We start from the raw sequence: 14,646 nt of genomic DNA, 5'->3' as shown, positions 1-14,646 counted from the left end.
GTTAAGGCTTAAGAGAAAAGGCGAGCAACAGGTATTGCTAGCCTTAGCAAAGATATGATTAACAAGCGTTAGTGTTAAATACCAAGCTTATCACGCATGGCATAATACCAAGCACCCATAGTAATATACGGGATTCTAAACACCCGACCACCAGGAAACGGATGTTGTGGCAAGCCAGCGAATACGTCAAAACGTTCTGCTTGTCCGGCTATCGCATCAGAGATGACTTTTCCGGCTAAGTGTGTTGATGTGACACCATGACCACTGTAACCCTGTGCATAATAAACATTATCATTAATACGGCCAAACTGTGGTAAGCGCATTAACGTTAAGAGAAAGTTACCTGTCCATGCGTAGTCTATTTTTACCTTCTTCAATGCCGGAAAGGTTTTAAGCATTTTAGGCAGAATAATAGACTCTATTTGCTCAGGATCTCTGGCACCATAGGTAGTGCCGCCACCGTATATGAGTCGGCCATCTGCAGACAATCGAAAATAATCAAGTAAGTAGTTACAGTCTTCAACACAGACGTCAGTCGGCAGTAATTGTTGCTGCACGTCTTTGGGTAGTACCTCTGTGGTGATAATTTGTGTACCACAGGGCATAGATTTTTGCTGTTGTTTTGGTAATAGTCCTTCAAGGTAGGCATTACCGGCAACCACAACGAAGTTAGCAGTAACACTGCCGGACTCTGTTTTGATCACAGGCTTTTTGCCGTGCACTATATCAGTAACTTTACTGTCTTCATAAATAACACCGCCGAGTTTTTCAAACGCTGCGGCTTCGCCAAGCGCTAAATTTAGCGGGTGGATATGACCTCCAGCATTGTCGAGCAAGCCGCCGACATAGCGGTCGGTACCAATATGCTTTTGAATGCTACTGGCAGACAAAAGCTCAGTATTGGTATGACCGTGTTGCGCCCAAAGCTGCTGTTTACTAGCCATTTCATCTAACTGCTTGTTATTACAAGCCGCAAAGATGCCGCCAGGCTTTAAATCACAGTTAATTTGGTAGTCATGCACTAAGCGGCGAATAATGTTCGCGCCTTCAAACGCCATTTTACCCATTTCTGTGCCGACATGTTTACCGTAATGCTTTTCAATAAAGTCCATATCTCGGCTATAACTATTCACGAGTTGACCGCCATTGCGCCCAGAGGCACCAAATCCGATACGGCTGCCCTCTAAAATGACCACTTTGTAGCCTTTTTCAGCTAAGTGTAATGCACTAGAAAGACCTGTGAAGCCCGAGCCGACGACACAAATGTCAGCTTTGATATGCTCGTTTAGTTTGCTGCGTTGCTGCTTATCGTTTGCGCTAGCGGTATAATAAGAGCCAGTGTGAGAAATTATACTCATAATTATCCTATCTAAATTCTGTCTTAATTAACTATTTTTTAAATACCATTTAACTTCAAGATCACTGATATGCATATCAAACTGCTCTAACTCTTTTTCTTTAGCGATCAAATAGTTGTTAATAAACTCTTCACCAAAGTAAGGTGTTAATGTGTCATCTTTTCGTAATGCCGCTAAGGCGGTATCAAGCTTTAAGGGTAGCGCCTCACAGTCATCTTCAAAGGCATTCCCTGTTGAGATGCGCCGAGGCGTCAGTTTGTTTTCAATACCATGTAGAATAGAAGCGAGAATAACGGCCATCACTAAGTAAGGGTTAGCGTCAGCTCCCGCAACACGATGCTCGATGCGCGTAGCGTCTTTAGGGCCTTGAGGTATTCTCAGCGCGACCGTTCGGTTGTCGACCCCCCAATTTTTCGCCATGGCAACATAATAACCTGGCATAAAGCGTCGGTAGGAGTTTACATTAGGGCAAAGTAAAGGCATCGAAGCGGACATCAACGCCAAAAGGCCGCCAATCGCATGCTCAAGGCATTCACTGTATTCTTCTACTTCATCGGCAAAAACATTATTACCTTGCTCATCTAAGACACTGACATGAATGTGCATTCCGCTGCCTGCTTCAGTAGAGTAAGGCTTGGCCATAAATGAGGCGTCAAAATCATGTTGGTCAGCAACCGCTTTAATAATCCTTTTTAATAAGATAGCGTTATCACAAGCGACTAAAGGATCGGCTTGATGTTTCAAGTTGATTTCAAATTGTCCTGGAGCACATTCCGCCACAGCGGTGTCTGCAGGCACATTTTGCTCGATACATACGCGATTGATCTCATCAAGCAATTTGCTGTAGTCGTCTATTGTATCAACGGAATATACCTGTGTGTGTTCTTCTCTTTTATTAGTTTTAGGAGAAATGGGGGGCTGGAGATTGCCAGCTCTATCGCGATTTTTATCAAGCAGATAAAATTCGAGTTCGACCGCAACCACAGGAAAAAGATTTTTTTGTGCTAATTGGTCAACGATACGTGCAAGTGCATTGCGCGGATCAGCATAAAATGGCTGGTTATCATGCGTAAACATGCTCATAAGTAGCTGAGCAATAGGGCGTTTATGCCATGATGCCATATGAATGGTATTGGCAATTGGTTTGCAGAGCATATCTGGCTCACCAATCTCTTGACCTAAGCCACATTCTTCGATTGTTTCTCCTAACACGTTCATGGAAAAAATAGTCGCAGGCATATTCAAGCCATTTTTATACACTTTCTTTAAACTACTACGTTCGATTCGCTTGCCACGAGCAAAGCCAACCAAGTCAGAAATCAGCACATCAATGGCTTCAACCTCTGGGTGGCGCTCAAGAAAGCGTTCTACTTCTGTTAATTGTCCAACCTTTATCATAAATATACCTACGATATGACCACTGTCATTTTATTGTTTTACCACCTAGGGTGATGAATATTTTCTTCACTTATTTATTAATAAGCTTTTCTACAGCTGCCGTCAAGCTTATAGCATTAATTTGTCGTTATTAATTTACATTTTATGTGTTTTAAGGTGGTTAAATGTGGTTAATGTAAAAAATATTGATTGAAATTTGTTTTTTTATGGTTTAGCTTTATTGACAACTTAATTGTGAGTTGTGAACTTGGAGTCAGTTATAAATGTTTGGTTCAAATAGTAAGCCAGTAGTTGGTATTACTTGTTGTAGCACCTTAAACGGTATTCATCATCAGCAAGTGGTTGGTGATAAATATATACGCGCCCTCATTGAAGGTAGTGATGTTATCCCTGTGTTGATCCCAGGTTTTGGCGAGCAAATGGCAGCCATATTACCACATTTAGATGGCTTATATTTAACAGGTAGCTACTCCAATATGGAGCCACATCATTTCGGTGGCGACGATCTTGGTGTTGAAATGCCACGAGATCCAAACCGCGATACCACTAACTTATATTTATTAAAACAAGCGGTCGAATTAAAGATGCCCGTATTTGGTATTTGTCGTGGCTTTCAAGAAATGAATGTTGCTTTAGGTGGTACTTTGCATCAGCAATTGTTCACGCTTGACAACATGATGGAGCACAGAGAAAACAAGTCGCTAACGATAGATGAACAGTACAGTTTAGCGCATGAATTAACACTAAACCCACAAGGCGTGTTGGCTGAAATAATGGCAGGAGAATTAACACAACAGGTGAATTCGCTGCATGGGCAAGGTGTGGCGAAACTTGCGCCACCATTAAAAGTTGAGGCCAGCGCACCAGACGGGTTAGTGGAGGCCTTCTCACTTGCAGATAACAGCAGCTTTTATCTTGGCGTGCAGTGGCATCCTGAATGGAAGATTCAGCAACAGCCATTTTATGCGGCTATTTTTAAGCGTTTTGGTGAGGCCTGTCGGCACTTTCAAGAAATTAAAAATTAATATACAGCTTACTGTCCAAATTGTAATAAACTAGCAACTTGATACAGCAATAACACCATTATTATCAATGTTTTTAGTGTTTAAGGAAACAGTATGGAAGTAGGTAAAAGGTTAAAAGAAGTTCGAGAAATGTATGGTCTTTCTCAACGAGAATTGGCAAAGCGAGTTGGCTTAACCAATAGCACTATATCTATGATAGAGCGCGACGTTGTCAGTCCCTCTATTAGCTCATTAAAAAGAATATTGGAGGGCGTTTCATTATCGGTTACCGAGTTTTTCACCATGGAAATACCAACTGAATCCCAAGTGGTCTTTAAAAAAGATAGCTTAATAGATGTTGGTAGTGACGGTGTTGAATTGCACTTAGTTGGCGCAAATAAAGCCGACTCGCAGCTAGCATTTGTTATTGAGTATTATCAACCGGGCGCAAGTACTGGTGATGATATGTTGACCCACATAGGTGAAGAAGCAGGAACGGTAGTAGAAGGTTCCATTGAAATAACCATAGCAGGGCAAAACTATAAACTAAGTAAAGGCGATAGCTATAAGTTTTCAACGCGATTGCCACATCAGTTTAGAAATACCTCAAAAAAGGTGTGTAAAATTATTAGCGCGCATACACCACCAACATTTTGATGGTTAACTGTTAAGTGCATCTTGCCCTGTTAGAAATTTAGCATTCTTACCCCCGTTTGTGGGTTTATAAGGCTGCTAAGTTACTTTAATTTTTAACAAAACCACAACCATAACTAAGAAAAACAGGGGAACTATGAAAAACTTAAAACAGATCGCAGCCGCCATCGCGTTAGCTACTGCAGCGCCGCAAGCATTTGCCGAATTAAGCGTGACAGGTACATTGACATCGGACTATGTGTTTCGTGGTGTGAGTCAAACAGACAGCTCTGCTGCCGTACAAGTCGGTGTAGATTATGAGCATGAAAATGGTTTTTTTTGCTGGTGTTTGGGCATCAAACGTTGACTTTGAAGATGATGCTGACATCGAAATCGATTACTTTGCAGGGTATTATGGTGAAATTAATGACTCGCTTTCATACGATATTTCATACACGTATTATACTTATACCGGCTATAGCAGCGAAGATGACTCTGATTACGGTGAAATCATTTTAAATGCCTATATTGATGCCGTTACGCTGACGTTAGGTCATGCACCTGACTTTGTTAACTCAGGCGATGCCGCACATTATGTCAGCGCGGCTTATGACTTTTCATTAGCCAATGACTACGCCTTAACAGTGCAAGCAGGTTACACTTTTGGTGATGCCTATGAAGACTTTGAATATGTAGATTACAGTGCCACGGTTGCCAAAACCTTTAATGGTTTTGATGTTAGTGCTGCGGTGATCAACACAGATATTGATGATTACGATGCGGCTGATCTTCGGTTTGTTTTAGGGGTATCTCGTACCTTTTAGTTAGCCAAAATATAGTTACAAACAGTTATATTATCAAAACCCGCGATTAGTTAACCTAATTGCGGATTTTTTTAGCACGAAACTGCCGTTAACAGGGCAACACTTAACTCAGTGTCGTGTAAGTTATTATTGTTTTTGTTTTTCATCAAGCTGTAAAATCAGGCTTTTAAGTTCACTAATTTCTTGTTTTAACTCACTTAAGCTTGGCTCATTTTTGTTTTTCTCTTTGGCATGCTCTTCTTCCATGACATTGACCACAATACCGATCACCATATTCAAAAAGGCAAACGCGGTGAAAAAGATAAAGGTCATGTAATAAATCCAACTATAAGGATAAACTTCCATGGTCTCATATTGAATATCGGTCCAGTCTTCGAATGTCATAACACGAAATAGCGTCAACATAGATATTGCAATATCACCCCATAATACCGGGTTGATCGTACTAAAAAGGAAGCTACCAATCGCAGCGTAGATATAAAAGATAATAAACATCAATAGTACAACATAGCCAAGTTGCGGTAATGCTTTGATTAACGAGTTAATTAATACCCGCAGTTCAGGCACCACTGACACCATTCTTAATACCCGAAACACCCTAACGAGTCGGGCAAGCAAGGCCATTTCAGAATCGTTGACGGGTATTAGGCTGATCACTACAACGAGTGTATCAAAGACATTCCATCCAGATTTAAAAAAGTGTTTTTTATTGTCATCTGTTAAAAACCTGATGGAAATCTCAAAAAGAAAAAATACCGTAATAAAGGTGTCGAGCAATGAGGTGATTGATACCGCAGTATTGGATAAAGGAAACGTTTTAGCGCCAATTTCTAACGCAGAAATAATAATCACACATATGACACTTAATTCAAAAAATTTATTGTTTTTTAACTTAGTAAAGGCAGCTTTAGTGTTCTGATACATAACGGTTCGATAAATATTGAAAACAAAAAATAAGGCGCGAATTATACGCTTTTTTTCGTTAATTTTGCTAGTAAGCAGGCTTGAAACTTAGCTTTCTTTAATAGCGGGGCTGCTAAAAGAATAAATTGATGCACTAACAAGGCTTTGCGCAAAAAATTTTGCCTACTTTGCGTTGTGACGCGTACGGCAAAGTGCTATAACTAGTTTTATCAACAGATGCATCATTTGACCTAATTTAAACGCACGAATTGAGCTGAAATAATAATTAATTCATTTGTTGTAATAAACATATTTTTAAAGGTTGCATGGATGGCAGGAGTCAAAAGCGTATTATTTTCATTGCTTTTAATTACTCAATTATCTGCAAGTTTTGCGGTTCGTAGCGAAAACACATATCAATTTAACGACAATAATGTCGCACAAAGGTTATCCGTACTCGAAGGTATGGAAGATAAAAACCAAGCCTTAGCACTGGTGGCAAAGTTACGCACAAGCGGCGACTTTTATGCGCTCGATAAATTATCTATTTTGGCCACTGAGAGTAAGTTATATCACCAATTAGGACAGCTAGATAAAGCCATAGCGCTTGCCCAGCAACAGCAAAGTTTAGCGAATGAATTAGGTTATAAAAAACTAGAAGCTAATGCCTATAAACTAATAGGTGTATATGCCTACTATCAAGGTAATAACCGCTTAGCGTTGCAGTCCTACCAGCGCGCACTAGCCTATTATTTAAAGGTTAACGAACCTATTGCTCAAGCAAATTTATATAATAATATTGCCTTAGTACACGCTAAAACCGGTCAGCTAGAAAGTGCGTTATTAAGTTATCAACAAGCACAACCGCTTTATCAAAACCATGGCAGTCTGCAAGATCAAACCGACCTTGAGCTTAATGTAGCTAATTTGTACTTACAACTTAGACGTTATGAGCGTGCTATTACCAAGTACTTTGATGTGATTGAAAAAACGAAAGAGCTTGGGCACATGAAAGGCTTAGCAATGGCACATGCCGGGCTTGGTAATGCCTACAAATATACCAGCGATTATCAGCAAGCAGAGCATTATATGCTATTGGCTTTAAATTATTATCGTGATAGCAAAAATGACTACTTCACTGCGGCTATGCTCCACAATTTAGCAGAGCTAAATAATTTAATGAGTAATATTGAGGCGGCGATAACGTACGCCCAAGAAGCGATACGATTGAGTATTGCGCAAGAGCACAACATTGCTTATGTCGGTAGCTTATATAGCTTAGCTAAAGCGTATTTCTTCCAAGGTAAGCATGCACTCGCTTTAAATTATCTTGAACAATCAAGCGATATGGTTAAGCAAATGCAATATAAAGAGCAACAAATGTATAACTTTTTACTTCGCGCTTTGATACTTGCCGCGCAAAATAAAACTTTTCAAGCAGTTCAGGCACAACAACAATTTTTACAACTGCATATTGAAATGGCTAACAACGAGCTGAATACCAAACTGGCCCTATTTGACGCAGAGCAGTTACAGCAAGAAGTACAGCAGTTGAAACAACAAAAGCGAGTACAAGAGTTAGAAACACAACGAGCATCACAAGAGCGCAACTTTATTATAATTGTGGTACTGGCCATGTTATTGATTGTGTTTTTAATTGCACGACGCGAAATTGAACGTCGCTCCAAACATGAGCTAGAGCTTAAGGTTAAACAAAGAACCACAGAGCTCGAATTAATTATGCAAGAACTGCAAAATGCCAATCAAATAAAAAGTCAATTTTTGGCTAATATGAGCCATGAAATTCGAACACCGCTTACTACGGTGATTGGTCAAGCTGAAGCCATCATTAGCGGCGATATCGATGAACACTATATTCATAAGGAAGTAGAAATTATTCATGGCAATAGCTTACATTTATTAGAGTTAACCAATAACATCCTCGATTTAAGTAAAATTGAAGCAAATAAAATAGAATTAGAGCTAAAAAAGCAAGACTTACATGACATATTACAAGAGCTGGCCAATATATTTAGCATCCAAGCTAAGAAAAAAGGCTTAACCTTTGAGATAATCCACGCATTAACAAGACCTTTTTTAATTGAAATTGACGGTTTTCGGGTCAAGCAAATTCTGATCAACTTATGCGCGAATGCAATTAAATTTACCGCCAAAGGCCATGTCGAATTAAAAATAACACAAAGCGATCACCATTTAGACTTTAAAATAACCGATAGTGGTATCGGCATGAGCAGCTCACAATTACAGCATTTATTCGAAAGCTTTACCCAAGGAGACAGCAGCAAAAGCCGGCGCTTTGGTGGCACAGGCTTAGGTTTGTGTTTATCTGACCAACTAGCGAAGATTATGGGCGCTAAAATTACCGTAGAAAGTGAGCTTAACCAAGGCAGTGTTTTTGTTTTTAGCTTACCTTGTAAGTTTAGCGCCGATCAGGTGGCTAAACAAAGCAAAGTGCTAGCAGAAAACGCGGATAACCAGCAACACCAAAAGCCATTGCAAGGCACAATATTATTAGCAGAAGACCATGATGATAATCGTCGCTTAATTGCCCGTTTGTTAAGTTCTTTAGGTTTAGAAGTCTTGACGGCGCGCAATGGTCTAGAAGCGTTAGCCTTGCTAGAGCAGCATCAGGTGACTTTGGTACTCATGGATATACAAATGCCAGAAATGGATGGTATTGAAGCCTTTAAGGTGCTTCGGCAACGGGGCTATGAAATACCGGTAGTGGCATTAACGGCGAATGCCATGTCACACGAAATCAGCCAATACTTAGCATTAGGTTTTAATGGCCATTTATCTAAACCGATCGAGCGACAAATTTTTGTTGCAACTATTAGCCAGTATTATGACGGCAGTGTTTCATTGGCACAGGCAAATGAGCATTTTGAACAGCTAGACATGACAGATCTAAAACAAGAGTTTCTGTCAAATTTAGCGTTAGAACAGCAAGATTTAATTTTACATATTAATAATAGTGCTTGGCAAAAATTGGCAAATTTAGCACATCGTATAGCAGGGGCAGCACAAATGTTTGGCTTTGCAGAGTTATCTCAACACGCACTAAGCTTAGAAATGGCCATTAAAAACAATGAAACATTAACCATCAATAACCACACGCAACAGCTACTAAATGAAATCGATCAAGTGTTATGGTAATCGCACTCCAAGCTATTTAAATTAAAGTTTTCCAACTAGCTCATCTTAGTTGTCGTGCCTAGCAAAGCTGTTTGTTTAGGCTTAATGAGTTAAAGATTTTTTGATGTTTTTCATAATTTACTCATGCTTGCTAAGTTATTGTTGTACACTTTATTTTGCAATTACATGACCTAAAAGGCCTGAACATGAAAAAACTCATTTTGCTTATTGGTATTATTACATTTAATAATGGCGCAATTGCGCAGGAAGCTAGCTGGCTTGATCGTTTAAAACAATTTATCGGATTGACAGAGCAAACAGCTCAAGCACCTGAGCAAAGCACAAGCGCGTTACCAAGCTCAAATGGTTTAGTTACGCTGTTAACTAATTCCTTGAACGTGAATGCCGAGCAAGCTGCGGGTGGTATGGGGGCAATTATTCATTATGTTAAAACCAATGTCTCTTCTGAGCAGTACCAACAACTTGCCAGTGCAGTACCTGGCGTCGACGCTTTAATTGAGCAAATGCCAGATATTAGCGAGCTTCAGTCAAGTGAAGGTTTAGCTGGCTTATTGGATACTGCCGCACAATATAGTGATTCGTTAAAATCAGTCAATGATCTTAAAAAGCAATTTAGCGCTTTAGGGCTAGAGCCGGAAATGATCGCAAGCTTCATTAATACCGCAAAATCTTATTTAGACTCTGAGCAAGGCCAACAAGCCAAACAAATACTGGCTGACGGCGTCGGTAACATTTTAGGTTAAGCGGCGTGATAAGTTGTTATTTTGATTGATTAAATGACTAACTACACGCTATTTAGCTTTTAGCAATACGAGCTGCGTTTGCAGACCTAAGTGTTGCTATCGTTTTTAACGTTAAAACTAAGTCGGGTGCTGAGTACTTATTGATAATATTGCGGATGTTGCTGTTTGAACATTTTGATCACGTGGGCAAACTCACCGTTTTGATGTAGCCTTTTTGATAAGCGTTCAAGTTCAGGGGCTAAATGGGCGATCTTCGACTGTTTTGATAAACCAGTATACAGTAATGAGCTTCCGTCTAAGTCGACAATAATTTCTTTTATCGCATGATCTGTGACGTTGTTTTTTTTGAAAGTTGCTAAGTCTAAAAAATGAGTAGAGATCAACACGTCTACCTTTCCTGCCGCCAAGATGCGAAAGCCTGCATCTAGGTCGCTAGCATAAACTTTGGTAAAAAAACCTGCCGGCGCATTATCAAACTGCTTAAACTGTTTAACACCACGCAGTACCGCAACTCGCAATCCTTCAAGATCTGCAAAAGTTTTTATGTTTAACTGATCATTGTTAACATAAAATACTTTCTTCTCTAATGAGCCATAAACCAGTAAGTGGGAAAATTGGCGTCGCTCTGGTGCGTCTAGCAACCCAGACATTAAATCTACCTTGCCAGACTTGAGTAAGGCTAAACAACGCCAAAATGAATTGTTTGGCGTATATTCGATAGTAAAACCGAGTTGCTTAAACAAATAGTTAGTGGTTGCGATATTTTCACCAATAGGCGCTTGCTCGGGTAAAACAATTTGATAAGGCGGGTAATGTGACACACACATACGCAGCGTGCTGTCTTTATCATTTTGTTGGATGTTGCTATTTGCTTGCGCTGCAGAGCAGATTAAAAGCAAGATGATTAGGGCTCTGGTTAGCAATAGCATGTTCACCAATAGTTTTACACAAGGTATTCCTATTAGACTAGGGGAATTTAAAATGCTTGTAAACCACTGTTTAGACGACAACGTTTAAGAAAAGTAAAGCCATGTTGACAACGGCTCAGTGCAAAAAGGCAGCTTTTGTTAGGGTAGCCGTTGTTGAAGCAGATAACATTAACCGATAGTTAAAACCGAGATCGCTCATCGTCGCCGCGAACTTGGCTATGTTTTACCTGTGCTTAAGGGGCGCGTAGCAAATCATGACTGATGGTGGTTACTTGTTAACCTAGCGCAGTATGTTAACCCAAATGAGTCTGTGGTCTTGCAATTTAGCGACAGTGCTATAGTGTGCTAGAAAAGTATGAAAAATAGCACAAAATAATAATGAATAAAGCTAATCCAACCCCAACGGCAGATGCGGCAGATGGCAATGCTGCAAATAGTGACGACTTAATCTTAACCATAGACAATGGCACGCAAAGTGTTCGCGCTTTATTATTTGACCTGCAAGGTAATTTAGTGGCAAAAAGCCGTGTTGAACTAGAAGCATACTTTAGTACACAGCCTGGTTGGGCAGAGCAAAGTGTTGAATATTTCTGGCAAATGCTTGGCTTATGTTGCCAACAATTGTGGCAACAAGCTGAGGTGAAAGCGAACGGTTACCGAGAAAAAGTCAGTGCAGTTACGCTAACAACACAGCGAGGCACGGTGATAAACTTAGATAAGCATGGTCAACCATTGCGCCCAGCAATTTTATGGCTTGATCAACGCCTAGCTGAGCCTAAGCATACATTACCTTGGTATTGGCGATTGGCATTTTCGGTTTTAGGTCAGCGAAAAGTACTGCATTATTTTTTGCAAAAGTCACCAGCCAACTGGCTACAGCAAAACCAAGCCCAGCTTTGGCAAAATACAGATAAGTTTCTGCTGTTGTCGGGTTATTTAAGCTATCAACTCACCGGGCAATTTAAAGATTCAGTGGCGAGTATTGTTGGCTATTTACCGTTTAACTATAAAAAGCAACACTGGGCCCATGCATGGGATTGGAAGTGGTATGCCTTACCCGTGAAAAAGTCCATGTTGCCGGATTTGGTTAAACCCGGTGATATACTGGGTGAGATTAACGCAGCAGCGGCTAAACATACCGGTATCGCAATGGGCACTAAATTGATTGCTGCCGCTTCAGATAAAGCCTGTGAAGTGTTGGGCTCAGGCTGTATTAGCCCCGAAACGGCAAGTTTAAGTTATGGCACGACAGCAACCATTAACACCAATAATACTCGCTATGTTGAGCCACATACGTTTATACCGCCTTATCCGTCTGCTATCCCCGGTCAATATAATAGCGAAGTTATGATTTATCGCGGATTTTGGATGGTTAATTGGTTTAAACAAGAGTTCGGTCAAAATGAAATCGATAAAGCACAACAGTTAGGGGTAAGTGCAGAGAGTTTATTTGACCAATTAGTTGCGCAAGTGCCACCGGGCTCTATGGGCTTAATGCTTCAACCCTATTGGTCACCAGGGCTAAAAAATCTTGATGCTAAGGGGGCAATAATAGGCTTTGGTGATGTGCATACGCGTGCCCATATCTACCGGTCTATTTTAGAGGGGTTAGCTTATGCACTGCGCGAAGGAAAAGAAAACTTAGCTAAGCGACAGCAGTGTAAAATTACTCGTCTAATGGTCTCTGGGGGTGGTTCGCAATCAGATGCCGCTTTACAATTGACTGCTGATATTTTTAATTTGCCAACGCACCGGCCACACACCTTTGAAACCTCAGGCTTAGGGGCGGCAATAAATGCCGCCGTGGGACAAGGTTACTTTGGCGATTACCAGCAAGCCACAGCCGCTATGACGCGCACAACACAGACGTTTTTACCTAACCCTGATAATGTTGAGCTTTATGAGCAACTTTATACACAGGTATATAAAAAAATGTATCGGCAATTAAAGCCCATTTATCAGGCGATTAAAAACATCACGGGTTATCCGAACTAAGCTTGCTAGCATGACAAGCAGCTTGAGTCGCGGCGATGAAGCTATAATGACATCACAAAGCTAATCAGTGCGGTGCGCTCGGTTTTGCTTAACGCCATAAAATCCGCTTTACTGTTTTGTGCTTCACCGCCATGCCATAAAATCGCTTCTTCTATAGTCTCGGCTCGGCCATCATGCAAAAATCCGGCACTAGGATTGACGGTTTTGGTTAAACCTATACCCCATAATGGCCGTGTTTTCCACTCTCGCCCTGTGGCCATAAAGTCGCGTCTATTATCGGCCAAGTCGCTGCCCATATCATGGAGCAACATATCGCTAAACGGATAAATAGTTTGGTTTTTAAGAGCCTCAGGGGCAGGGCGTCCGCCAATGAAGGCCTCACCGCTTACTGTGGTAAATTTAGGCGTGTGACAGCCAGTACAATTAACTTGCTCAAATAACAAAGCACCACTGAGTACTTGTTCATTGTTTATATTTCGCCGTGCCGGCACCGCTAAGGTTTCGGCATAAAAAACCACATCATCGGCAAAGCTTGCTGAGGCTTCTGTTGCGCCAAACTGATCGACACCCGTATCAATAAAACCTGTGCGCGCTAGGTAGCTTTCATGCATGGCGGTATTGGCTATGCTTTCTTCGGGAAACAGAGGATTAGTAATACCCATATCGCCGCGTAAGGCGCCAAGAGACTGCACTCGCACACTTGGTGTACTGGCTTTCCAGCCAAAACGTCCTAGTGAAAGTGGCAGAATTTCTCCGGCTTGGGCTTTAACGGCGTCAAAAACCCAATTGGCACGTCCAGAGATACCGTCTTGATCTGCATCGTCTTCATCAACCAGCGCTAAAATATCGTTTTCGGCAATAAGCTCAAGCAAGCCTAAGCCAAAAATCGGCATACCATTTCTTGGACTATAACGAACATTACTGGCTAAAAGCGCGCTGTTTTGGCTGTTTTTTGTACTGACATCATAAGGGGCTTCAATACTAAACACAGGCTTTTTCAAGGTCACCGTTTCGCCATCGCGATAAGTTACACTGTGATAGTCATAGGAGAGCAATACATTGGCCTGACCAATAAAGGGCATTTCTTGCCAGTCATCACGGGCTTGTAATACGCCGCGGTGAAAAAGTTGAGTACCAAAGCCGGGAACAGGGGTGTTTTGGCAATAATTATTTTCTGCGCTTGCTTGATGGCAGTCGCCATCGTCAAGGCTGATGCGTAAAAATATCCCCGCATTTGAGCCCAGCAATAAGCGTTGTTCGCCACTAGGCACGGTTAGGGTTGCAGGGCGGCCATCACGTTGATGACAAGCATTGCAGTTTTGATTATTAAATACTGGCCCTAAGCCATCAAGTTCTGGATGCTCGTCGTTGGGGGCTGTGGTAAATGATGTTTCAAAGTGAAAGTCACCCTTAAGATGGCGGGCTAACTCATCGGCGGTTAATGTTGCAATCGGGGTTGAAAAACCATGGCCAGAATCACTGGCATTTTCTGCACTAGCGCTGCCAGCTAATAATCGAATGTGGGCATAATCAGGATAAACGATTTCAGGTGTTGTAGGTTGGCTTGGCGTTGCTTTTTCGCTGCCACAGCCACTAAGCCAGCAGACGAAAAGCAGTGTTATTGGCATTAGCACAGGCCGCGATATGAGTGTTGTGCTGCGTTGGTATATTTTTATCATGTG

12 protein-coding genes are annotated in these 14,646 nt (G+C 41.2%); 7 read left to right on the top strand and 5 right to left on the bottom strand.

Features of this window, described 5'->3' with window-relative positions; translation table 11 throughout:
* Window positions 1-74: 74 nt before the first annotated feature.
* A complete protein-coding gene (locus B6K83_RS12695) occupies window positions 75-1,358 on the bottom strand; it encodes an NAD(P)/FAD-dependent oxidoreductase (RefSeq protein ID WP_085285298.1) in 1,284 nt (427 codons plus the stop codon).
* 27 nt (window positions 1,359-1,385) lie between these two features.
* A complete protein-coding gene (locus tag B6K83_RS12690) occupies window positions 1,386-2,756 on the bottom strand; it encodes a glutamine synthetase family protein (RefSeq protein WP_085285297.1) in 1,371 nt (456 codons plus the stop codon).
* A gap of 263 nt (window positions 2,757-3,019) precedes the next feature.
* Between B6K83_RS12690 and B6K83_RS12685 the strand changes: the two genes are divergently transcribed.
* From B6K83_RS12685 to B6K83_RS12670, 4 genes are all read left to right on the top strand, one after another.
* Window positions 3,020-3,781 (top strand): gamma-glutamyl-gamma-aminobutyrate hydrolase family protein, encoded by a 762-nt coding sequence (locus tag B6K83_RS12685; RefSeq protein WP_085285296.1) that lies wholly within the window; start codon window positions 3,020-3,022, stop codon window positions 3,779-3,781.
* Window positions 3,782-3,874: 93 nt separating this feature from the next.
* A complete protein-coding gene (gene puuR, locus B6K83_RS12680; protein ID WP_085285295.1) occupies window positions 3,875-4,417 on the top strand; it encodes an HTH-type transcriptional regulator PuuR in 543 nt (180 codons plus the stop codon).
* Between the two features lie 133 nt (window positions 4,418-4,550).
* Complete coding sequence (locus tag B6K83_RS12675) at window positions 4,551-4,760, top strand: TorF family putative porin (protein ID WP_085285294.1); 210 nt, start codon at window positions 4,551-4,553, stop codon at window positions 4,758-4,760.
* Window positions 4,717-5,217, top strand: coding sequence for a TorF family putative porin (locus tag B6K83_RS12670; protein ID WP_158088354.1), 501 nt, complete (start codon window positions 4,717-4,719; stop codon window positions 5,215-5,217). Before B6K83_RS12675 ends, B6K83_RS12670 begins: the two co-directional genes overlap by 44 nt.
* A gap of 126 nt (window positions 5,218-5,343) precedes the next feature.
* On the opposite strand, the gene B6K83_RS12665 is transcribed toward B6K83_RS12670, so the two are convergent.
* Window positions 5,344-6,141: an ion transporter gene (locus B6K83_RS12665; RefSeq protein ID WP_085285292.1), complete on the bottom strand. Its 798-nt coding sequence runs from the start codon at window positions 6,139-6,141 to the stop codon at window positions 5,344-5,346.
* 309 nt (window positions 6,142-6,450) lie between these two features.
* Here B6K83_RS12665 and B6K83_RS12660 point away from each other — a divergent pair, with 309 nt between their 5' ends.
* Both B6K83_RS12660 and B6K83_RS12655 read left to right on the top strand, forming a co-directional pair.
* A complete protein-coding gene (locus tag B6K83_RS12660; protein ID WP_085285291.1) occupies window positions 6,451-9,297 on the top strand; it encodes a response regulator in 2,847 nt (948 codons plus the stop codon).
* Window positions 9,298-9,482: 185 nt separating this feature from the next.
* Complete coding sequence (locus tag B6K83_RS12655; protein WP_085285290.1) at window positions 9,483-10,040, top strand: DUF2780 domain-containing protein; 558 nt, start codon at window positions 9,483-9,485, stop codon at window positions 10,038-10,040.
* A gap of 137 nt (window positions 10,041-10,177) precedes the next feature.
* On the opposite strand, the gene B6K83_RS12650 is transcribed toward B6K83_RS12655, so the two are convergent.
* The gene (locus B6K83_RS12650; RefSeq protein ID WP_085285289.1) at window positions 10,178-10,969 is read right to left on the bottom strand and encodes a substrate-binding periplasmic protein; all 792 of its coding nucleotides are present in this window, start codon (window positions 10,967-10,969) and stop codon (window positions 10,178-10,180) included.
* Between the two features lie 378 nt (window positions 10,970-11,347).
* On the opposite strand from B6K83_RS12650, the gene B6K83_RS12645 reads away from it, so the two are divergent.
* Window positions 11,348-12,964, top strand: a complete 1,617-nt coding sequence (locus B6K83_RS12645) for an FGGY-family carbohydrate kinase (protein WP_085285288.1) — start codon at window positions 11,348-11,350, stop codon at window positions 12,962-12,964.
* Between the two features lie 41 nt (window positions 12,965-13,005).
* Here the strand turns inward: B6K83_RS12645 and B6K83_RS12640 are convergent, their stop codons facing one another.
* Window positions 13,006-14,643 (bottom strand): di-heme oxidoredictase family protein, encoded by a 1,638-nt coding sequence (locus B6K83_RS12640; protein ID WP_085285287.1) that lies wholly within the window; start codon window positions 14,641-14,643, stop codon window positions 13,006-13,008.
* Window positions 14,644-14,646 lie beyond the last annotated feature (3 nt).

The sequence above is a fragment of the Colwellia chukchiensis genome (genome assembly GCF_002104455.1).
GTDB classification, from domain to species: domain Bacteria; phylum Pseudomonadota; class Gammaproteobacteria; order Enterobacterales; family Alteromonadaceae; genus Cognaticolwellia; species Cognaticolwellia chukchiensis.
This window is presented reverse-complemented; position numbering and strand designations above follow the sequence as displayed.